At 38.6% G+C, this 21,680-nt stretch carries 16 protein-coding genes and 4 tRNA genes; 2 read left to right on the forward strand and 18 right to left on the reverse strand.

What is annotated here, in order from left to right; all coding sequences use genetic code 11:
* The 11 genes from cyoE to ACY2A0_RS05005 all read right to left on the reverse strand — a co-directional run bounded on the left by cyoE (position 1) and on the right by ACY2A0_RS05005 (position 14,771).
* A complete protein-coding gene (gene cyoE, locus ACY2A0_RS04955; protein WP_461788454.1) occupies positions 1-921 on the reverse strand; it encodes a heme o synthase in 921 nt (306 codons plus the stop codon).
* 10 nt (positions 922-931) lie between these two features.
* Entirely contained in the window at positions 932-1,993 is a 1,062-nt protein-coding gene (locus ACY2A0_RS04960; RefSeq protein ID WP_461788455.1) for a COX15/CtaA family protein, read from the reverse strand.
* A 95-nt stretch (positions 1,994-2,088) separates the two neighbouring features.
* Positions 2,089-3,960 (reverse strand): cytochrome c oxidase subunit I, encoded by a 1,872-nt coding sequence (locus ACY2A0_RS04965; protein ID WP_461788456.1) that lies wholly within the window; start codon positions 3,958-3,960, stop codon positions 2,089-2,091.
* A gap of 21 nt (positions 3,961-3,981) precedes the next feature.
* Positions 3,982-5,235, reverse strand: a complete 1,254-nt coding sequence (locus ACY2A0_RS04970; protein WP_461788457.1) for a cytochrome c oxidase subunit II — start codon at positions 5,233-5,235, stop codon at positions 3,982-3,984.
* A 61-nt stretch (positions 5,236-5,296) separates the two neighbouring features.
* Positions 5,297-6,526: a quinol:cytochrome C oxidoreductase gene (locus ACY2A0_RS04975; protein WP_461788458.1), complete on the reverse strand. Its 1,230-nt coding sequence runs from the start codon at positions 6,524-6,526 to the stop codon at positions 5,297-5,299.
* Between the two features lie 15 nt (positions 6,527-6,541).
* Positions 6,542-7,129: a c-type cytochrome gene (locus tag ACY2A0_RS04980; RefSeq protein ID WP_461788459.1), complete on the reverse strand. Its 588-nt coding sequence runs from the start codon at positions 7,127-7,129 to the stop codon at positions 6,542-6,544.
* A complete protein-coding gene (locus ACY2A0_RS04985; protein ID WP_113636633.1) occupies positions 7,122-7,658 on the reverse strand; it encodes a DUF3341 domain-containing protein in 537 nt (178 codons plus the stop codon). The genes ACY2A0_RS04980 and ACY2A0_RS04985 overlap by 8 nt, the downstream gene beginning before the upstream one ends.
* A gap of 2 nt (positions 7,659-7,660) precedes the next feature.
* Positions 7,661-9,133: an NrfD/PsrC family molybdoenzyme membrane anchor subunit gene (gene nrfD / locus ACY2A0_RS04990; protein WP_113636635.1), complete on the reverse strand. Its 1,473-nt coding sequence runs from the start codon at positions 9,131-9,133 to the stop codon at positions 7,661-7,663.
* A gap of 25 nt (positions 9,134-9,158) precedes the next feature.
* Complete coding sequence (locus ACY2A0_RS04995; protein ID WP_461791279.1) at positions 9,159-12,200, reverse strand: TAT-variant-translocated molybdopterin oxidoreductase; 3,042 nt, start codon at positions 12,198-12,200, stop codon at positions 9,159-9,161.
* A 48-nt stretch (positions 12,201-12,248) separates the two neighbouring features.
* Complete coding sequence (locus tag ACY2A0_RS05000; protein ID WP_461788461.1) at positions 12,249-13,538, reverse strand: c-type cytochrome; 1,290 nt, start codon at positions 13,536-13,538, stop codon at positions 12,249-12,251.
* A 252-nt stretch (positions 13,539-13,790) separates the two neighbouring features.
* Positions 13,791-14,771 carry a deoxyhypusine synthase family protein gene (locus ACY2A0_RS05005; RefSeq protein ID WP_113636641.1) on the reverse strand — a complete coding sequence of 327 codons (981 nt, stop codon included), beginning with the start codon at positions 14,769-14,771 and terminating at the stop codon, positions 13,791-13,793.
* A gap of 188 nt (positions 14,772-14,959) precedes the next feature.
* Between ACY2A0_RS05005 and ACY2A0_RS05010 the strand changes: the two genes are divergently transcribed.
* The gene (locus tag ACY2A0_RS05010) at positions 14,960-16,171 is read left to right on the forward strand and encodes an MFS transporter (RefSeq protein WP_461788462.1); all 1,212 of its coding nucleotides are present in this window, start codon (positions 14,960-14,962) and stop codon (positions 16,169-16,171) included.
* 50 nt (positions 16,172-16,221) lie between these two features.
* On the opposite strand, the gene ACY2A0_RS05015 is transcribed toward ACY2A0_RS05010, so the two are convergent.
* From ACY2A0_RS05015 to recO, 7 genes are all read right to left on the reverse strand, one after another.
* The gene (locus ACY2A0_RS05015; protein WP_461788463.1) at positions 16,222-17,277 is read right to left on the reverse strand and encodes a hypothetical protein; all 1,056 of its coding nucleotides are present in this window, start codon (positions 17,275-17,277) and stop codon (positions 16,222-16,224) included.
* A 248-nt stretch (positions 17,278-17,525) separates the two neighbouring features.
* Positions 17,526-17,789: a GIY-YIG nuclease family protein gene (locus tag ACY2A0_RS05020; protein WP_461788464.1), complete on the reverse strand. Its 264-nt coding sequence runs from the start codon at positions 17,787-17,789 to the stop codon at positions 17,526-17,528.
* Between the two features lie 44 nt (positions 17,790-17,833).
* Positions 17,834-17,907 (reverse strand) — tRNA-Ser (locus ACY2A0_RS05025).
* 56 nt (positions 17,908-17,963) lie between these two features.
* A tRNA-Ser gene (locus ACY2A0_RS05030) sits at positions 17,964-18,037 on the reverse strand.
* 56 nt (positions 18,038-18,093) lie between these two features.
* Positions 18,094-18,168: transfer RNA gene (locus ACY2A0_RS05035), tRNA-Val, on the reverse strand.
* A 42-nt stretch (positions 18,169-18,210) separates the two neighbouring features.
* A tRNA-Val gene (locus ACY2A0_RS05040) sits at positions 18,211-18,285 on the reverse strand.
* A gap of 93 nt (positions 18,286-18,378) precedes the next feature.
* Positions 18,379-19,104: a DNA repair protein RecO gene (recO, locus tag ACY2A0_RS05045; protein ID WP_461788465.1), complete on the reverse strand. Its 726-nt coding sequence runs from the start codon at positions 19,102-19,104 to the stop codon at positions 18,379-18,381.
* Between the two features lie 208 nt (positions 19,105-19,312).
* Between recO and ACY2A0_RS05050 the strand changes: the two genes are divergently transcribed.
* Positions 19,313-21,670: an efflux RND transporter permease subunit gene (locus tag ACY2A0_RS05050; RefSeq protein WP_461788466.1), complete on the forward strand. Its 2,358-nt coding sequence runs from the start codon at positions 19,313-19,315 to the stop codon at positions 21,668-21,670.
* Positions 21,671-21,680 lie beyond the last annotated feature (10 nt).

Consider the following 21,680-nt stretch of genomic DNA (forward strand, 5'->3'; position numbering starts at 1 on the left):
TTATACTACTAAATCAAACAATAAAATCAATTGCACTAATGGAATATAAAAAAACGAACAGAACATTACCTTTCTAGCACTCGCTAAGTCCATTTTAACCACTAGTTGGTAGGCATACCAGCTAAATATCAGCCCCAAAATTACCGAAGCACCAGCAATGTAATAACCGCCAAACCCATAAAAATTCGGCAATAAACTCACTGGAATCAATATCAAAGTACTCACGAAAGTAAAAACTGCACTTGTCTTATCTTTCTTTTTGGTTGGCAGCAATCTAAACCCAGCTTTGCTGTAATCTTCATCCAATACCCAGGCTATTGACCAGAAGTGTGGAAACTGCCATACAAATTGGATCAAAAATAAAATCAACGCTATTTGAAGGTCAATCTGCGGACTATCTTTCGGTAAAATGAACTCGATACCATCGTTTCCTAAGCCTGCAAAATAACCAATCAATGGTGGCAATGCCCCAGGGATAGCTCCAACAAATACCGCAATGGGAGATTTTCTTTTTAATGGCGTATAAGCAAAGGCGTACAATAAGATTGAAAACACGGATAGCAAACCTGTTTCTAAGTTTAACTTGCCCAGCAACCAAGTACCAATAACGCCCATCAATAAACCTGAAACCAAACCCTGACCAGTAGTCATTCTACCTGCTGGCATTGGCCTATCTTTAGTTCTCGACATCAGCTTATCCAAATCCACTTCAATAATTTCGTTAAAGCAGTTGGCCGCCCCAGTCACCAAAAAACCTCCAATAATTAGTATCAACCAGTTTGTCCAGTTAATTCCATCAATCATATCTCTAGATATTTGTATTTTTTGCGCCATTAAAAAAGTAACAGACGCCGAAAACACCACTAGAAAAGTGAGTCGGAATTTGATAAGTTTAGAAAAATCTGAAAAAAACTGTTTCAATTTAAAATATTTAAGCCGATTTATAAGTCTTAGTCCTATAAACCAACAGATACAAATAATACTGCAAGCTAAACATCATTGTTGAAAACGTGATGTGTATAGCTTGTGCATACGGTGGCAAGCCAAAGTAGGAGAGCAACAAGCCCGATACCAACTGTACGCCAAGTACCACCATTAAATAATTGGCCGTTATTAAAGGCCAAGCTTTACCACTGAAGCGATCTATTACCATTTTGTAAACGATAAAATTACATGCGCTTACTATAACAGCTAAATCCCTGTGGTAAGAAAAAACTGATCCGAGCTTACTGATCCACGTTGCCCTTCCATTGTATTGTAGTGCTTTCGCAACCACATCAACAGCTTCTCTCACCTCGGTTCCCAGAATAATTTGCACTATTGATATCAATATGGTAAAGAACAAAAATCCTTTAAGCCACAAAATACGATACATAATTACACTTGGCTCTTTATGTAGCTCTTTCGCATAATTGTAAGTATAGATCGCTATACCTAAAATCACCAAAGCCAGTAACATGTGGACAGTAACTACCCACTGCGTCAAATTAGTTGAAACTACAATGGAACCTAACCAAGCTTGATAGCCAACCACTAAAATGTTCAACCAGCTTAACACGGTAATTCTTGTTGCAGATTTTCGGTAAGTCCATGAAAATACGGCCAATAACAACAGAAAAATCCCGAGAACAGCGCCAGCTAATCTATTGACATACTCTGTCCAAGTTTTTGCTGCGTTAAACTCTTCATGAACTAAAATGGTTTTATCGTGCCTTAAGCTATCAGCCAGTTCATGTTTGCCCATACTTTCCAAGTATTTAGCAAATCGCTCATTTTTCTTCTTTCTACTTTCAATGTACTTTTGCTCATAGTTAGCAGGTAATTGGCTGGCAGATGTTGGAGGTACATACTGATCGAAACACTTGGGCCAGTCTGGGCACCCCATACCTGAACCTGTACTGCGCACAATACCTCCAGCTAAAATCACTATCAAAGTAACGATGATAGTAATTAGGTTAATTCTAATAAATCTATTTTCAGATTTGGTAATCATTGATTAATGATAGATTTATAAAAATAAGGTACCTGTAAAGTTTAAACACTTAGCAGATACCTTATTACATATTATTCGGCAAAGTTGCTCAGTGCTTAATTTTGCGCTGGCTTATTTGCTTTTTCCCATTCTAATTGGATGCGCTCAGCTTCTTCATTCCCTTCAAAATCATGAGGCAAGTTAGAGCTCATTGTCTGTGAGAAAGGAACTGTTTGAGGGATAAAATCCTCGTCTGCTCCTGGCTTACTATAATCATAAGGCCAACGGTATACAGTTGGGATTTCTCCTGGCCAGTTACCATGTAAGTGCTCAACTGGGGTAGTCCACTCTAAAGTATTTGCCTCCCAAGGATTTTGAGGAGCTTTTTTGCCTCTAAAGATAGAATAGAAGAAGTTGAACAAAAATGCAACTTGAGCCAAGGCAGCAATAATTGCCGACCAAGTAACAAATACGTTAACCGTTAACCATTTGTTCATGAATTCAAACTCAGTGAATGCATAGTAACGACGTGGAACGCCATCTAAACCTAAGAAGTGAAGAGGGAAGAAAACCAAATACGCACAGATGAAAGTTACCCAGAAGTGCAGATAAGCTAATTTGGCGTTCATCATTCTTCCGAACATTTTAGGGAACCAGTGATAAACACCAGCCAACATACCGAAAATTGCTGCAGAACCCATTACCAAGTGGAAGTGAGCTACTACAAAATAAGTATCGTGTAAGTTAATATCTAAAGATGCATTACCTAAGAAGATACCTGTTAAACCACCCGAAATGAAGAACGATACCAAACCGATAGCGAAAAGCATTGCTGGTGTAAACCTGATATTACCTCTCCACAGCGTAGCCAAATAGTTAAACGTTTTTACAGCTGATGGCACCGCAATAATCAACGTAGTGATCATAAACACACCACCTAGTAAAGGGTTCATACCAGTCACAAACATGTGGTGACCCCAAACGATGAATGACAAGATCGTGATACCCATCAGTGAATAAACCATCGCATGGTAACCGAAAATTGGTTTTCTTGAGTTAACTGAAATGATTTCAGAAGAGATACCCAAAGCTGGCATAATTACAATGTAAACCTCAGGGTGACCTAAGAACCAGAACAAGTGCTGCCATAAAATTGGCGAACCACCTTCATTTGGCATAATTTCGGTACCGAATACCATATCAGACAAGTAGAAACTTGTACCAAAACTTCTATCAAATACTAAAAGAACCACACCGGCTACTAACACTGGGAAAGATAAGATACCCAAAATAGCAGTTAAGAAGAATGCCCAAATAGTTAAAGGCATTTTCCAAAGGTCCATACCTTTAGTACGCATATTTAATACGGTACTTACGTAGTTGATACCCCCCATTAAAGAGGAAGCAACGAAAAGCACCATACTGATTAACCAAAGCGTCATACCAATGCCAGAACCTGGCATTGCTTTAGGCACTGCTGACAATGGAGGATATACTGTCCAACCTCCACTTGCTGGGCCGGTTTGTGTAAAGAAAGAACCCATCATTACCACACATGCCATAAAGAAAAACCAATAAGATAGCATGTTAAGGAATGGTGATGCCATATCTCTAGCACCAAGTTGTAATGGGATTAAAAGGTTACTAAAAGTACCACTTAAACCAGCTGTTAACACAAAGAATACCATGATGGTACCGTGTATTGTAACTAAAGCCAAGAAAAAGTCTGGCTTAATTCTACCACCTTCGGCCCATTTGCCTAATAACGATTCTAATAGAGGAAAAGTTTTATCTGGCCATGCTAACTGTATCCTGAAAAGGATAGACAAGCCCATAGCAATAACGGCCATAACTATACCAGTTATCAAAAACTGCTTGGCAATCATTTTATGATCTTGACTAAATACGTATTTAGTTAAGAACGTTTCATGGTGATGGCCATGTCCATGATCGTCGTGGTGTGTATCGTGTAATGATATTGTTGACATAATAAGGTTTTTCCAGTATTATTATTTTTTTAAAGCTAATTGGTTGTTGGTATTCACCGCTGCCGTTGCTGCTGTTGCAGTACTATCAGCCGGAGCCTCTGTAGCTGCAGGAGCTGCTTCAACCGGAATTGGCAGTTTGAATTCCTTTCTCAAATCGTTTGTTAAGTATGGTGTTTGTTTAGTTAACCATTCTTTATACTCTTGCTCGCTAACAACCCTTACATTTTTTTGCATGTTATAGTGGTTAGCACCACAAATTTTAGCACACAACAAAAGGTAATTGAACTTAGGATCATTAAGTTTAGTTCTCATCTCATCAGTAGTGATGGTTGGGGTAAACTCGAAATACGAAGTCATACCTGGAACAGTATTTAACTGCACTCTAAAATGAGGCATGTAAAAACTGTGAATTACATCTTTACTGGTTAAGATAAAACGTACTGGTTTATTAACAGGAAGTACAATTTCGTCTGCAATTAAATCGTCTAATGAGTTTTTGTCGTTGAAATCAACACCTAAACCGTTAATAGCAGTAATCAACTTGTAATTCTTTTTACCAACCACTGCATCAGGTCCAGGATAACGAATATCCCAAACAAACTGAGAAGAAGTTACCTCAATGCTAATTGGTCTGTTTTTAGGATCTTCAGCCTTGTAGAAAATTGATCTCCAAGTTAGGAAGCCTTTCAATACCAACAAAGTCAACACTAAAGCTGGAACGATAGTCCAAATTTTCTCAATAGTATTATTATGTGGGTAGTAATATGCTTTTCTTTTATTTGACGCTCTGTATACGTAAGCAAACGCAAATAAGATGATATGCGTGAGCACAAATACAATCGTAGTAATGATCAAGGTTAACTTGAACATCTCATCTATACGGTGACCATGCTCTGAAGCTGATTCGTGCATGTGAGATATCATCGTACCGTGTACTGTATATTCCCAATAAACACCATATAAGCCTACTACTAAAAACAGCGCAAAAATAACGGCGTTTACAGTATTCCAATTAATGCCCTCTGGCTTACCCTGTGTTTCGCGAGTTAATTCGTAAACACGTAAAGCCTTACCTACAATAGCAATGAATAAACATAGTAGCAAGAACAACAACACATAAAATAATGCACTTTGATGTACCTTGCCCATATCTACAGGCTTAGTAGTTGCAGTAGCAGCTGCATCTTGAGCAAAAGCAGTACCGCTGTAAAACACGGTAAATAATACCGCTAGCGCTGCCATTGTTTTATTAACTATTAACTTTCTTAAACTCATTTCTTTAAAAGTAGTACGATGTACTGTTTTATATTATTTGTTATTGCAACCTCGTATTTAACTACAGGTGATGATTTAAACTCTCTTGTAAAAACGGATGGTTTTTAGCTACCATTGGTTTCTTACTCAAAGCACTTAACACCGTGAATACGAACAAGCCAACAAAACCCGCTGCAATACCTATCTCCAAAATTCCAAAACCGCTACCATCTTTAGTGCCGTATTCAAAAACTCCTGGCATAATCATTTGATAGTAATCTACCCAGTGGCCACAAACTACAATGATAGCTACTGTTAATAGGATGTTTTCACTTCTCTTGTTATCACGATCCATTAACAATAATAGCGGAGACAAGAAATTAAGTACAATATTTAAGTAGAACCAGAACTCGTAACTGTTAAATCTCTTGTAGAAATATACCGTCTCTTCGGACATGTTTGCGTAATAGATCAATAAGAATTGTGCAAACCAAACGTAAGTCCAGAAGATAGAGAAACCAAAGATAAACTGACCTAAGTTATGTAGGTGGCTGTTATTTACCCAGCTCATGTAACCTGCTTTTCTCAATAGGATAATGATGATAGCGATAATTGCTAAAGTACTTACCCACATTGATGCAAAGTTATACCAACCGAACATAGTAGAGAACCAGTGCGCTTCTAACGACATGATATTGTCGAAAGCGAAAATTGGTGTAGTAAATCCGTAGATTACTAAGAAGATACAAGAGTATTTAAAGCTCTTATTGTAAGAAGTTAAACCTCCACTTAAATCTTCGTTATACGACCATTTGGTTACGAAATGTGCAAAAATTGCGTACGATCCCATGAACACAAACTGTCTGATCATGAAGAACGGTACGTTCAAAAATGCCGACTTACCTGCAATAATGGCATCATAGTTTTCACTGCCTTTATCAGTTAAACCTTCTGCATGCCAGTGGTGATAAAGGTTATGAGTATATAAACCTAAACCAGTAATCACAATTAACAGCAATGCTGCCAATGGTAAGTTTTTTGCCATTGCTTGAGGTACACGTAAAATAGATGCCGACCATCCTGCTTGTGCCACAAATTGTATTGCCAAAAAGAAAGTAGCAGACATACAAACACATGCGAAGTAGTAGCCCATTAACAATAGATTGGCAAAAGTTCGCTCATGACTAACATGATCTCCCATAAGTCCGTAAGCAATTGCTGCAATACCAACAACGATACCAGCAATACTCAGGCTTTTTACTTTCCCAGTAAACTCAAATTGTTCACTTAAATTATAATGATGAGTTCCCATTTATATCTGCTTTTCTTATTGTATTTTTTGTAATTGTTGAACATACATCACTACTTTCCATCTTTCAGTTGGGCTAAGTTGTGAAGCATGAGATCCCATTGCATTCAAACCATACATGATGGTATGATAAATTTTTCCCGCAGGCATATCTTTCATCAGTCCACCGCGTGATGAAATTGCATCAGCGCCATGGTATGCAGGTACACCAGAGATACCTTTATCCAACTTCACGATATGACCTTGTCCATCACCTTTCTCGCCGTGGCAAGGTGAACAGAATACGGTATAAAAATGCTTACCTTCCAGTAAGTTCTTTTCTGTTAAGGCCAAAGGGTTTACCAATGCTGCAGATGCCTCATATCCTTCTTTCGTATTAGGATAGTCGTATCTCACAAAATCCACTGGTGTAGTATTTGGCGGTGGCGTTTGCGAAGTAGCTCCGTTCGCAAAGTTTTTATTTGGCTGATCTTGGTTATAAGCAATAGGATCATACATGTTCCTAGCATACTCCAAGCCAGTGCTTTTATTATCTCTACAAGCAGAAAGCATTGCAACAGAAGCTAGCAAGCCAAATGCTCCTAAAACAATTTTACTCTTATTCATAGCTAACATACTTCCTTTCATTATGCTTTACTTCTAGAGCACCAGCACTTTTTAAAAGTTCATCAATTTTATCATGTTCAGCATTTTGTTTTGCATCAATAGCAATTACAAAACGATCATCTGTAGCACGTAGGTCCATTACTCTTGGCGCCCTACCTGGAAACAAGTGGGTTGATGCGTAGTAAGAACCTACCAAGCCAAAGGCACAGAACAGGATAGTTAACTCGAAAGTAATTGGCACAAAGTCAGGAAATGCAAAGTGCGTTTTACCTCCAATATTTACTGGCCAATCAACCACTGTAGCTAAATAAACTCCAGTAAGCATGGTAATTGTACCTGTAATTCCGAAAAAGAAAGCGGCAATATCTAATCTAGATCTTTTAACGCCTAATTTCGCTTCGATACCGTGTATAGGCATTGGTGTATAAACATCGTAAATAGAGATGTTATTTTCCTGCAATTTCTTGATGCCGGTTAGCATCTCATCAGGATCGCCAAAGCTGCCTAAAATATATTTGATATTACTCATTGTTATATTTTTGCGTATTCTTCTTGTTTAACACTATCAAATTTCTCTAAAGATGCAACATACTCTTGTACTTGCTCTTTATCTAAGTTACCTTCTTTGATCAATTTCATTTTAGATTGCTCACTTGAGCTCTTCAAAATCATTTTAACCTCAGCAATAGCGATTGAAGGTAATACTCTTAAGAACAATAGGAACAAAGTAAAGAACACTCCTATTGAACCTACAAACACGCCCACGTCAACCCAAGTTGGAGAGAACATAGTCCAGCTTGATGGCAGGTAATCACGGTGTAATGAAGTTACAATGATTACGAAACGCTCAAACCACATACCGATGTTCACTACGATAGATAATACCCAAGTTGCTGCAATGTTGGTACGGATTTTCTTGAACCATAACAACTGTGGAGAAATTACGTTACAAGTCATCATCAACCAATATGCCCAAGCAAATGGACCAGCGATACGATTTTGGAAAGCGTAAAGCTCATATTGAGAGCCTGAGTACCAAGCGATGAATAACTCTGTTAAATAAGCAACACCTACAATTGAACCAGTTAAGATGATGATTTTATTCATCGACTCAATGTGGAACATGGTGATATAGTTTTCTAAACCTAATACTTTACGTACAACCAATAATAAGGTTAATACCATCGCAAAACCTGAGAAAATCGCACCTGCCACAAAGTATGGAGGGAAGATTGTAGTATGCCATCCAGGAATTACCGATGTAGCAAAGTCCATAGATACAATGGTGTGTACCGAAAGTACAAGAGGTGTTGAGATACCAGCTAAGATTAATGACACCGCCTCAAAACGTTGCCAAGTTTTTACGCTACCTGTCCAACCGAATGAGAAAATAGTGTAAATCTTTTTACGCATTCCTGTTGCTCTATCTCTAATTGTCGCGATATCTGGCAATAAACCTGTGTACCAGAATAATAATGATACCGAGAAGTAAGTAGAGATCGCAAACATATCCCACACTAGTGGAGAGTTAAAGTTTACCCAAAGTGAACCGAATTGGTTTGGCAATGGAAGTACCCAATATGCTAACCAAGGACGACCCATATGTGATACTACGTACGTAGCGGCACAAATAACGGCGAAAATAGTCATCGCCTCTGCCGAACGGTTGATGGAGTTACGCCAGTTTTGACGGAAAAGTAATAATACTGCGGAAATTAGTGTTCCAGCGTGACCAATACCTACCCACCATACGAAACCGGTGATATCCCAAGCCCAACCTACTGTTTTATTTAAACCCCAAGAACCGATACCAAACCAGAACGTGTAGCCTACAGAAACAATCCATAGGGTAGCGCCGCAAAGTGCAAGGATAAATCCAATCCACCAAGCCTTGTTAGGTTTATTTTCTACCGGAGATAAGATCTCTTCCGTAATTTGGGCATACGTGATGTCCTTTCCGGTAATTAAGGGTTCTCTTAAAATTGATTCGTTATGTCCTGCCATATTCTATATTGCTGTAAGTAGCAGCTTATGCGTGTGCTTCTTTTGTTTCTGAATCTATGTTTCTAATTTTTGTCATGTAACCAATGCCTGGCTCAACGTTGATTTCTTCTAGTACGTAGTAAGTACGCTCGCTACGTAGTGCTTTAGAAACTTCCGAGTTTGGATCGTTCTTATCACCGAAGATAATTGCGTTAGCTGAACAAGCTTGCTGACAAGCCATTTTGATATCGCCATCTTTCAATGGACGTTTTTCCAATTTAGCTGTTAATTTACCAGCTTGAATACGTTGGATACACATAGAGCATTTCTCCATAACACCACGTGAACGTGTAGTTACATCTGGATTTAATACTAACTGCGTGAATTCATTGTTCAAGTAGTTATCGAAACGTGAATCATTCCAGTAGTTGAACCAGTTGAAACGACGTACTTTGTAAGGACAGTTGTTAGCACAGTAACGAGTACCTACGCAACGGTTGTAAGCCATGTGGTTTAAACCATCTGATGAGTGTACTGTTGCCAATACCGGACATACTGTTTCGCAAGGTGCGTGATCACAGTGCTGACACAACATTGGTTGGTGAACAACCGAAACATTTTCTAGGTTATCTAAATGAGCAATTTCTTTCTCTTTAGTTACCGATCCATGTTCAACATCGTTGAAGCTATAGTAACGATCGATACGTAACCAGTGCATTTCACGACGACGGCGAACCTCATCTTTACCTACTACTGGGATATTATTTTCTACGTTACAAGCAACTACACAAGATCCACAACCTGTACAAGCATTCAAATCGATTGCCATTACCCAGTTATTACCTAACATCTCGTGTTTATCGGTAGTCCACAAATCGTAAACTTTGTGTTTGTGGTGGTTACCCGAACCCGCCATTGGATCTTTTAAGAAAGATTTGAAAGAAGCTTCTCTTACAATATTTCTACCCTCAAAAGAATAGTGGGTTTGAGTTTGTGCTAAAACTTCAGTTGAGCCAGTTGAGCTTAACGTTGCTGTAGTAGCATATTTTAACGTACCGTTAGTGTAGCTTAAGAAAGGATAAGCATTTTTACCTACGTTGTTACCTGCCTTACCTGCTTTTACACGACCATAACCCAAGGCTACTGAAGCAGTACCCATTGCTTGGCCTGGCTGGAACAATACTGGTAAATCAATTGAGTATCCGTTGGCACCTTTAATGCTCACTACTTCAAACTCTTTGTAACCTAATTTTTCCGCTTGTTTAGGATTTAAGGCCACGTAGTTATCCCAAGTTACTTTGGTTACTGGATCAGGTAACTCTTGCAAAAATGCATTGTTAGCCTGTTTACCATCACGCATTGGGATAGTTTCGAAAATTTGAAGTTCGATATCTTTTTTCAATGCCTTGCTGCTAGCTACGATAGCCGCTGCAACTGCATCTAATGACAAGCTGAATCCGTAAGTACCAGCGGCTTTAGGTGCCGAAGCTATTACGCCAGTTTGTAATACATCTTTCCAAGTTTTACCTGCTGCTGGAAGAATATTTTTTTCCCAGTAGTTACGTACATATTGATAGTAATCTTGTACCGGTGCGTCAGCCCAAACCAATAAACTTTGCTCTGCTTGACGAGAGTTAAATACTGGATTAATTGTTGGCTGAACGATAGAATAATATCCTTCGTAAGTGTTAGCATCACCCCAAGCCTCTAAATAGTTTGGTGTAATGGCGATAGCATCACAAAGATCAGCAGTCTCATCTTCTCTATCTGAGAAAGAAACTTTCAATGCTACTTTAGCTAAACCATCAGTGAAAGCCTTCGCATTAATAGCATCATAAGCTGGATTTGAATTCATAAAGAATACTGCACCAACTTTACCTTTGTTCATTTCATCTACTAATAAAGCAAACTCTGCATCATTACCTTCGTAACGTTTGCAAGCGTTGTCTAAATCAATAGTAGTTCCGTAGCTACCGATAGCCACGTTAATAGCATTTACTAATGTTTGAACTGAAACATCGTTAGAACCTGCAACAACTAAAGCTTTACCTTTATTTTGTACTAATTCTTTTGCTACTAACTTAATTGCTTTATCAGCAGTAGTGTTATCTGGTAAACCAGCACCTGCAAGGCTTGCACCTGTAATGGCGTTGTATAAAGCAATTAATGCTGGACCTTCCTCTGAAAGTTTAAGTGCAATACGAGTATCAGCGTTAGTACCTGTTAAACTCATACCAGCCTCAAACTGGAAGTGGCGAGACATTTTGCCTTTTTCCAATGACTTGTGATTTCTATTAGTCACATATTGAGCAGTGAACTCTTCGCCACTGATCCATGTACCAAGGAAATCTGCTGCAAAACTTACAATTAAGTCTGCCTTATCAAAGTTGTATTTTGGAAGTACAGCTTTACCAAAGCTATTTTCGTTAGCTTTTAAAATACCAGTGTAAGAAACTGGATCATACTGTACTAATTTTGCTGTAGGATATTTAGCAGTAAAATCTGCAGCAACAGCTTTAGCCGACGGACTATTTAAGCTGCTAGATACGATGCGGATTTTTTTACCAGAAGCCTGTACTTTGTTCAATTCGCCTTTTACGAATTTGTCCAAATCAGCCCAAGTAGTTTCGTCTTTCTTTAATAAAGGATTTTTTAGTTTAGAAACATCATACAAATCCAATACTGAAGCTTGCGCCTGCGCATCTGTACCTTGGTTGAATATACCAGCGTTAGGGTTAGCCTCAATTTTGATTGGACGACCTACCACTGTTTTAACCAATACGCTGTTTCCTTTAAAAGTAGAAACGTAGTAGTTAGGAATACCAGGAACTACCTCTTCTGGCCTAACCAAATAAGGAATCGATTTGTGTACTGGTGCTTTTTGACAAGCTGCCAAAGTAACTGCTCCCAAACCAAAGCCTAACGCCTTTAAAAAGTCGCGGCGTGGGGTAACGGTACTTAAACCTGCTTCACTTAAAACATCTTCTATTGGAAGCGGTTCAGCAAATTCGCTTTTATTATTCTCAACGAATTCCGGAGTTTTGTTCAACTCCTCTAAACCTTTCCAGTATTTTTTGTTGCTTTCCATTTAAGCTATATTACTGTTTATCGAACGTTCTTAAAAAAACTCTAATTATTAATAGTGGCATTTACCACACTCTAAACCACCTAACAATGCTGGTGTAATTTTCTCGCCTTTTTTGATTTTCTCGTGGGCAGCAATTACGTTAGCATAAAACGCATCGTTTTTCTTGTTAGAGATATCCGCTTCGCGGTGACAGTTGATACACCATTTCATGGTTAATGGAGAGTATTGATAAACTTCTTCCATTGTGTTAACTGGACCGTGACAAGCAAAACAAACTGGATCTTTAGGGTTGATACCTGCTTGTTTACGAATAGCTTCTTCACCAACAACTACGTGCTGTGAGTGGTTAAAGTAAGCGAAATCAGGCAAGTTGTGTACACGAACCCACTCCATTGGCTTCTCTTTAGTTTTATCGTAAGTCTGCGTATCAGGGTTGTAACCTAAAGCATTGTATATTTTCTGGATCTCTGGAGAAATCGCACCATCTTCTGTTCTAGCCTGTACATTTTTGTGGCAGTTCATACAAACATTCAAAGAAGGAATGGTTGAGTTTTTAGATTTGAACGCACCTGTGTGACAGTACTGACAGTCGATTTGGTTAATACCAGCATGTAATTCGTGAGAGAACTTAATTGGCTGTGTTGGCTGATAACCAGTGTGAACACCAGTTTCCCACATGCCCATCCAACCGAAAGAACCTAATACAATTACCAAGCAAAGCACAGTGAAGAAAACAAATTTCTTGTTTTTGAATAAGCCTTTAACGCCAGTAACTAAAGATACATTTTCATCTTCGTTAACTTCGATGCCTTGTTTTTCTAGGATCAAGCGCTCCAACATTTTGATGGCTCTACCTAAAACTACCAACACAACGATAGCTACTAAAATGATGGCAATTACACCAGCAATTGAAAGACCAGAAACGCCTTCGTCTTTTACTTCAACGGCTGGACCACCAGCAGGCTTAGGATCTCCAACTTTAGCATAAGCGATGATATTTTTGATTTGATCATCGGTTAAGTTAGGAAACGCAGTCATTTCCGAAGGTGAGTACTTAGCTGCCTCGATTGCCTGCTTGTTACCAGAAGCCCTTAGCTCAACGTTATTTCTGATCCATGGAATCAAGAACGACTCTTCCAACTCGTTCATTTTTGGCGTTAGCGCAGGACCGGTAGCATCATGATCTAAGGCGTGACAAGAAGCACACTTTGACTTGAACAAAGTTTTCCCCTCAACAACATCTTGCGCTTTCGATACAGTTACAGTTAAAAAAGATAGTGCAGCTAAAATGAACGTTGCTTTTCTAAATTTTTTAAGTCCGAATGAGATATCCCTCATAGTGAGTATTTTATGCTTTATATTGAAATTAAATTTTTAATCTGAGTGACGAATGAACATTTACCGCTCAGAAATATTGGACAAAAGTAATCTTTATTAAGATACCAATGACATGTTAATGACAGTGAAATACAATTTATAATCATTCTAAACTATTTGTATTTTCTGCACTCTAGCTAAATAAATCAGCGATTTTGGTTAAAAATCGCTGATGTAGTTTAAGTTAAAAAACGAATAATATTTGCAAATTAATTATTGTTTTAATATCCAAGCAAACATTAAAGGCGCTACGATTGTAGCATCGCTTTCAACAATGAATTTTGGCGTATGGATATCTAGTTTTCCCCATGTAATCTTCTCATTTGGAACAGCTCCCGAGTAAGATCCATAAGACGTAGTGGAATCTGAAATTTGGCAGAAATAACTCCAAAACGGAATATTTTCCATCTCCATATCTTGATAAAGCATTGGCACTACACAAATTGGAAAATCTCCGGCAATACCGCCACCAATTTGAAAGAAACCTACGCCTTTGCCTTCTGAATTTTTCACGTACCAATCTGCCAACCACGCCATATACTCAATACCGCTTTTCATGGTTGAAGCTTTGAATTCATTTTTAATTACGTACGAAGCAAAGATATTGCCCATCGTGCTATCTTCCCATCCTGGTACTACAATCGGCAAGTTCTTTTCCGCAGCAGCTAACATCCAAGAGTTTTTTGGATCAATTTCATAGTACTGCTCCAATACGCCACTTAATAACATTTTGTACATGTACTCATGCGGGAAATAGCGCTCACCTTTATCATCAGCATCTTTCCAAATGGCATGAATGTGCTTTTGCAACCTACGGAAAGCTTCCTCTTCAGGAATACAAGTATCTGTTACACGGTTGTAATGATTCTCTAACAAATCCCATTCGTCCTGCGGGCTCAAATCACGGTAGTTAGGTACTCTTTTATAGTGTGAATGAGCAACAAGGTTCATGATATCCTCCTCTAAGTTAGCTCCGGTACAAGATATGATAGCCACTTTGTCTTGCCTAATCATTTCAGCTAAAGAAATGCCCAATTCAGCTGTACTCATTGCGCCAGCCAAGGTAATCATCATTTTACCACCCTCTTCTAAGTGTGTTTCATAACCTTTGGCTGCATCCATCATAGCAGCAGCGTTAAAATGGAGATAGTTAGTCTCCATAAATTTTGAGATTGGTCCTCTATTAATGCTCATCGTATAATCTTTTTGTTCGCGGCAAAAATACAAATGATTTACGATTTTACTCCGTATGTACTAGAATGATTTACAATTTGGACTTGAAAGCTATCTTATTATTGAAGGTGTATTGATGAAACAATCACCAACTTATCGCGATAGCAATTATTAAATAACTATTTTTGTGTTAACCTTCTTTAATTAAAATGGACCAAAAAACTACAGATTTTTCAAAGCAAACCGCAACCGTATTCCCCATCTTGTTCGCTTTAAGTTTTTCGCATTTGCTTAATGACACGATACAATCATTAATACCGGCAATTTATCCGCTGGTAAAAACATCCTACCATTTGAGTTTTTCTCAAATTGGGTTAATCACCTTAACTTTCCAAATGGCAGCGTCTTTATTTCAGCCATTTGTAGGTTTATATACTGATAAAAAGCCACAGCCCTTTTCCTTAGCGATTGGCATGGGCTTTACTTTGATAGGACTCATCACGCTTTCATTATCCAATAGCTTTTATTTGATCTTATTTTCGGTAGCCTTAGTCGGAACGGGATCTTCCATATTCCACCCAGAGGCTTCCAGAATGGCTCATGCCGCATCTGGCGGAAGAAGGGGATTAGCACAATCTGTGTTTCAGCTTGGGGGCAACTTTGGCAGTTCAATTGGACCGTTGCTTGCCGCTTGGATTATTGTACCTAAAGGACAGTTTAGTGTTATTTGGTTTTCGGTGATAGCGTTGTTGGCCATTATGGTGTTAAGTTATGTCGGAAGATGGTACAAAGGTTATATCCTGAATCGCGATTCGAAAAAAACTGCTGCCGGCACAGAAAAACATCAGCTCTCAAGAGCTAGAGTTATTACAGCCATCGCTATTTTATTGGTGTTGATCTTTTCGAAATACTTTTACATGGCCAGTTTAACCAGCTATTTCACCTTTTACCTAATTGATAAATTTCATGTCTCGGTACAAACTTCACAGATTTATTTATTTGTATTTCTATTTTCGGTAGCTGCTGGCACCTTACTTGGCGGACCAATTGGGGATAAGATTGGCCGTAAATATGTGATTTGGGTTTCGATATTGGGTGCTGCTCCTTTTGCACTATTGTTGCCTCATGCCAATTTATTTTGGACCGGCGTTTTAATTGTTCCCATCGGGATGATTTTGGCTTCTGCCTTTTCAGCAATCTTAGTTTATGCACAGGAGCTGATTCCAGGAAAAGTAGGCTTAGTAGCAGGCTTGTTCTTTGGGTTTGCGTTCGGAATGGGCGGTTTAGGATCCGCACTTATTGGCAACTTGGCAGATAAAACTAGCATCAACTACGTTTTTAAAGTCTGCGCTTATCTACCATTAATTGGATTAATCACTGCATTTTTGCCAAATATCAGCACTACGAGGAAGGCCAAATAAAATTGATAAAAAAGCACTGGCATTTGACCAGTGCTTACAAAAAACCCAGACTACTTCAGCGCACTTAAAAATGCTTCGGTGTGATAGTCGATGAATTTCTTAGCGCCTGCGTACACGCCATCGATGTATTTTTTATTGTCGACCTTTATGACTTTGTTGGTTTCCGAAGTTCTATCTTCCGGATTAAAATAAGTTACATACATATTGCTAACGCCAACATAGTCGGTGCCGCCCCTAGCAAAGCTAGTTACCTTGGTGTCCTCAATTACATCCTCAATTTCTAAAGGCTTCGAGAGCTTCCCAGTATAACTTGTAGTAGCGCCTAGTCCCATTTTGCCGTGGGCAAAGTTGACGGTACTATTTATTGCTGTGACGCTATTTTGCCCCTTAAGTCGTATAAAGGAATCATTATCGGACATTACGATCGCTTCATTATCTGCAATGCGCAAGTTTGTTTTGATTTTAATTGAAGCTCCACCACCTTGGAAAGCGTTCTTATCTTCAACAAACATTACATATATATTTACATCTGCAATAATAGCATCATTTAAATCTTTTGAAAGTTTTGGATATAAGAAAGATGCGTTGCCTAAAAACCCACCGCTTTTAGTTTTGCCATCGTCTTTCACCTTCTTTACATACCATTCGTAGCCTGTTGGTGCGGTAGTCATGGTGCCTGGGAATTGTGCTAAGCTTACCTTCCCGCCTTGCATTTTCACATAATCGCTGTAAGTGCCTGCTCTACCAGCTTCGTCTGCAGTCACGATCTCCAAACCTTTTGCTTTAATTTGCGACACAAAATCTTGGTAAAGCCTATCGGTGATTTGTTGCACGTCTGCTTCAGTTAAACCAACCAAACCCACAGATGCCTCAGCTTTTGCATCGCCTTTATAACCCCCGCCCAACATACGTCCGCCTTGCTTAAACTTTTGCTTTTCATTGTAAATTTGATAGTTGATGGCGAAGTTGGAGATATAAATTCGCTTGGCATCTTTGGCTTTTCCCAAGCCGTATTTGGTTTCATCGGGCTTAAATTCGCCCAGCGTTTGTGCTTTAGCATTGATTGCAAATGCTGCAAGCAACGACATTAATAAAATTTTCTTCATTTTAAAGGATTTAGAATCGGAAAGCTTCAATTTTCCTCAGCTAAATTGCACAGTGAACCTGAGTATCCACATACCGTTTAACACGGATTTAAACTAAGTATAATCACGTAGCGAAGACCAACCTACAAGCGTATTAACCAGAATGTGATAGCGTTAAATAAAATAACCTTGCCAGTAAACCAACAAGGCTTATGTGGAAGCTGAGGAATTCGAACCCCCGACCCTTCTGATGTCAAATCGGAATGCGCCTAAGCATTTGGGCTTATTAACTTTTCGATCATCTTTCTACTTTTCCAGCCTTTTATTTTTCTTTCTCTATCCATAGCACTTTCTTTATCGGAAAACTCCTCTACATAAACAATGCCCCAATCTTTGGCTCGCCCAGTGAAGCCTAAGTGGTTGGTGTTATGCTTCGATAAACGCTTTTCTAAATCAGATGTATATCCAACGTAATAAGCATCGATTTCCGAAGAATAAAGTACATAGGTAAAATACATAACTAAATGTTCCACTTTATTAGAAAAATAAATACCTCGCTAGCCACCTAAGTTCAATGTGGAAGCTGAGGGATTCGAACCCCCGACCCTTCCGATGTCAAATCGGAATGCGCCGAAACAGCCGGGCTAAGCTCTGCGGAAAGCCCATAAAACAAAAAAGCCTCGCTAGTAAAACTATCAAGGCTTGTGTGGAAGCTGAGGGATTCGAACCCCCGACCCTTCCGATGTCAAATCGGAATGCGCCGAAACAGCCGGGCTAAGCTCTGCGGAAAGCCCATATAACAAAAAAGCCTCGCTAGTAGAACTAACAAGGCTTGTGTGGAAGCTGAGGGATTCGAACCCCCGACCCCCTCGGTGTAAACGAGGTGCTCTGAACCAGCTGAGCTAAGCTTCCATTATTTTATTGTTATCGATTCACTATCCTGTGAATTTTATGTGGAAGCTGAGGGATTCGAACCCCCGACCCCCTCGGTGTAAACGAGGTGCTCTGAACCAGCTGAGCTAAGCTTCCATTATTTTTTCAATTAAAACGAATCGTCCGATTTCGTTTGGGAATGCAAATATAGCGTTATATTATTTCTTTACAATTCTTTTTTTCATTTTTTTAAGAAAGCACCTCTTCTAATATTTGATGCGACTTTACTTGTCCGAAAGACGCTGTATGCAACTGATAGTAAATCAATATTTTATCTAGAAGCAATCGGCGGTAAGCATTTGAAAATTTAATTTCATTATTTTTTTGAAAAGCTGTACTGAGCAACAACATCAAGGATTTACCTTCCTCGTCGCTAGTGTAATAAGGGTGCACCGGCGCAAGCGAAGTGAAATTACCATCCTGTAGATCAAAATATTTCTGATCCAGCCGCAGTTGGGGCCTAGGAGCAAAACCTAAAAACCTCGTCAACTTCATTAAAAAAGACAAATGAAAATTCACGCTCAACTCTTCTGTTTCGTCGAACCAACTAATAGCGTTATAGAGATATTCGAACAAATGCTCATCTACATGTTGCTGTCTAATACTTTTGTACAACACTTCGTTCAAAAACTGGATGACGGTATTCTTGATCACATCGTAAGGAATAGTTTTAAACATTGGCATCAATCTCGCTTCCGAAATACGCTGTATTTGAATGTTCTGTTTATGATAAACCACCATTTCTAACAAATGCAGCGGCTGCAACATATTCATCGGAATTTTAGCTTTCGGCTTTTTAACCCCATTGATGAGGTAAGATTGGATTCCGAATTTTTCGGTGAATACCTGAACCACCACACTGCTTTCGCTGTAGGTAGTAGTCCTTAAAACAATCCCTCGAGTTTTATGTAGCATTTCAAAAAATCACGACAAAAATACGCAAAACCTAATTTATATAATCATCCTTCCAAAACGCTAAATAGTGTAATTAAACAACCCACAAATTAGCAACAACAAATTCAGCTAAACCATTGTTTATAAAGCTAAATTAACACTCATTTAACTTACGCTATTTTGGATTCCGTCATTTTTATGCGTTCTTTACATTTTTTTAAAGATTTATATGTGGTCTAAACTATCTAATGCAATATTAAAAAACCGCGTTCTCATTATCATTTTATTTGTTGCTGCTACCATATTTATGGGGTGGCAGGCCAAAAACATTAAACTCTCTTATGCGGGCGCTAAAATATTACCGTTAACAGACTCGGTATTTGTAAAATATAACGCTTTTAAAAAACAGTTTGGCGAAGATGGTAGCATTGTGGTGATTGGAGTAAAAAGCGAAAAAATATTTCAAAAAGACACCTACAATAAATGGGCGCAACTATCTAACGAACTACAGCAAATCAAAGGCATTAAAGGTGTACTTTCAATTGGAAAGTTTTTTGAGCTGCAAAAAGACACAGTTAATCAGAAATTCACCGTTCAGGCGCTGCCAGGTAATACTTTTACTACGCAAGCGGAAATGGATTCGCTTAAAAGCAAGTTGAATCAGCTTCCTTTTTACAAAGGTTTGCTTTATAATAACGAAACCAATGCCACTTTAATGGCCGTTACTTTCGATCAAAAAATACTGAACTCTGCTGCTAGAAACCCCATTCTAAAGCAAATCGAAGAAAAAGCAATTGCTTTTAGTAAAAGCGAAGGCATAGAAATTCATCTCTCTGGACTACCATACATTAGAACTGCGACGAGCAAGCTGGTTTCCAATGAGTTTGTGTTGTTTCTGGGATTATCAATCCTCGTGTCAGCTTTGATATTAGTAATATTTTTCCGAAGCTTCTCCGCTGTTTTCTTCCCTATTTTAGTGGTGATTATGGGTGTTATCTGGAGTGTTGGCACCTTGGTATTGTTCGGTTACGAGATTACGATTTTAACTGGCTTAATTCCTCCACTTATTGTGATCATCGGTATCCCAAATAGCATTTTATTGCTCAACAAATACCACAACGAACTCAAAAAACACGGAGATAAAGACAAAGCTTGGCAGATTACCGTAGAACGGATTTCTGTTACCACCTTAATAGCTAATATAACCGCAGCTATTGGTTTTGGGGTGCTGTACTTCACTGGCAGCGAGTTGTTAATGCAGTTTGGCAGTGTTGCTGCAATCAACGTGATGTTTACTTGGTTGATGAGCCTATGTCTCATTCCTGCGATCTTCAGTTATTTACCTGCACCAAAAAGTAAAGTTAGCGGCGTTCATAAAGCAAATTTACTGGATCGCATTTTAGTTAAAACAGATACACTAGTACAGCAAAAAAGTGCTACTATCTATATCATCACCATATTATTAACGATAATTTCACTGGTTGGCGTTTACCGTATTAATGTAAATGGTTATGTAGTTGATGATCTTCCGAAAAGCTCTAAAATTTTAACCGACTTGAAGTTTTTCGAGAAGAATTTTGAAGGAATTTTGCCTTTGGAAATCAGCGTTGACACCAAGCGAAAGAATGGTGTTTTAAGCGTTTCTACACTGAATAAAATAGATAAGATGGAACAGATGATCTCAGCATACCCTGAGTTTTCTCGTTCTATTTCTTTAAATACGGGGTTAAAATATGCCACACAGGTATTCTATAACAGTGACACTAACTTTTACAGACTGCCGACTGATTTTGAGAAGAACTTTATTTTAATTTATGCTGCAAATTCTGGCAAAGGCAATGGCAATATGCTTACCAATTTCGTAGATAAGGATAAACAAACAGCCCGCATTAGCTTTCAAATGGCAGATATTGGCTCTAAAAAACTAGATCAAGTCTTGGAAGAATTGAAGCCGAGAATTGATTCCATATTGTCACCAAAAAGATTTAATGTCACTTTAACCGGGTCGAGCATCATTTTCTCTAAAGGCACCGATTACCTGCTAAAACATTTATTTGAAAGTATTGGGTTAGCTATCGTGCTGATTTCATTGCTACGGTTAGCACAGTTCAGAAGCATAGGCATTATGTTCATATCGCTTTTGCCAAATATTGTGCCTTTAATCATCACCGCAGGGCTGATGGGATTTTTCGGCATAGCCTTAAAACCGTCAACCATTTTGATTTTCACTATTGCATTTGGGTTGGCCTCGGATCAAACTATTTATTTCTTAACGAGATATCAACAAGAGCTGAACTTAACCAACTACAGCGTGAGTAAAGTAATTAGTGATACTATTACCGAAACTGGAGTGAGTATGACGCACATTGCGTTAATCTTGTTTTTTGGATTTGGGATTTTTACAGCTTCCACATTTGGCGGAACAGTTATTTTAGGTTTCCTTTTATCGATAACTTTAATAGTAGCATTGATTTTCAACCTAACCTTGCTACCTGCTTTGATGTTGTGGCTAGATAAAAACAAGAAAAGAAAACATATCTCTGATGCTGAAGTTGCTAAAAATCTAGAAAATTTGGATGATCATTAATTGTAAACTA

This window comes from Pedobacter sp. (assembly GCF_965249885.1).
GTDB lineage: Bacteria > Bacteroidota > Bacteroidia > Sphingobacteriales > Sphingobacteriaceae > Pedobacter.

What these genes read in the sequence shown, in the direction of transcription:
- nrfD (WP_113636635.1), bottom strand. Translation starts at nt 9,133, where the DNA reads ATGGCAGGACATAACGAATCAATTTTAAGAGAACCCTTAATTACCGGA.
- ACY2A0_RS04975 (WP_461788458.1), bottom strand. Translation starts at nt 6,526, where the DNA reads ATGGGAACTCATCATTATAATTTAAGTGAACAATTTGAGTTTACTGGG.
- ACY2A0_RS05005 (WP_113636641.1), bottom strand. Translation starts at nt 14,771, where the DNA reads ATGAGCATTAATAGAGGACCAATCTCAAAATTTATGGAGACTAACTAT.
- ACY2A0_RS04960 (WP_461788455.1), bottom strand. Translation starts at nt 1,993, where the DNA reads ATGATTACCAAATCTGAAAATAGATTTATTAGAATTAACCTAATTACT.
- ACY2A0_RS04965 (WP_461788456.1), bottom strand. Translation starts at nt 3,960, where the DNA reads ATGTCAACAATATCATTACACGATACACACCACGACGATCATGGACAT.
- ACY2A0_RS05010 (WP_461788462.1), top strand. Translation starts at nt 14,960, where the DNA reads ATGGACCAAAAAACTACAGATTTTTCAAAGCAAACCGCAACCGTATTC.
- ACY2A0_RS04970 (WP_461788457.1), bottom strand. Translation starts at nt 5,235, where the DNA reads ATGAGTTTAAGAAAGTTAATAGTTAATAAAACAATGGCAGCGCTAGCG.
- ACY2A0_RS04985 (WP_113636633.1), bottom strand. Translation starts at nt 7,658, where the DNA reads ATGAGTAATATCAAATATATTTTAGGCAGCTTTGGCGATCCTGATGAG.
- ACY2A0_RS04980 (WP_461788459.1), bottom strand. Translation starts at nt 7,129, where the DNA reads ATGAATAAGAGTAAAATTGTTTTAGGAGCATTTGGCTTGCTAGCTTCT.
- ACY2A0_RS04995 (WP_461791279.1), bottom strand. Translation starts at nt 12,200, where the DNA reads ATGGAAAGCAACAAAAAATACTGGAAAGGTTTAGAGGAGTTGAACAAA.
- ACY2A0_RS05015 (WP_461788463.1), bottom strand. Translation starts at nt 17,277, where the DNA reads ATGAAGAAAATTTTATTAATGTCGTTGCTTGCAGCATTTGCAATCAAT.
- ACY2A0_RS05050 (WP_461788466.1), top strand. Translation starts at nt 19,313, where the DNA reads ATGTGGTCTAAACTATCTAATGCAATATTAAAAAACCGCGTTCTCATT.
- recO (WP_461788465.1), bottom strand. Translation starts at nt 19,104, where the DNA reads ATGCTACATAAAACTCGAGGGATTGTTTTAAGGACTACTACCTACAGC.
- ACY2A0_RS05000 (WP_461788461.1), bottom strand. Translation starts at nt 13,538, where the DNA reads ATGAGGGATATCTCATTCGGACTTAAAAAATTTAGAAAAGCAACGTTC.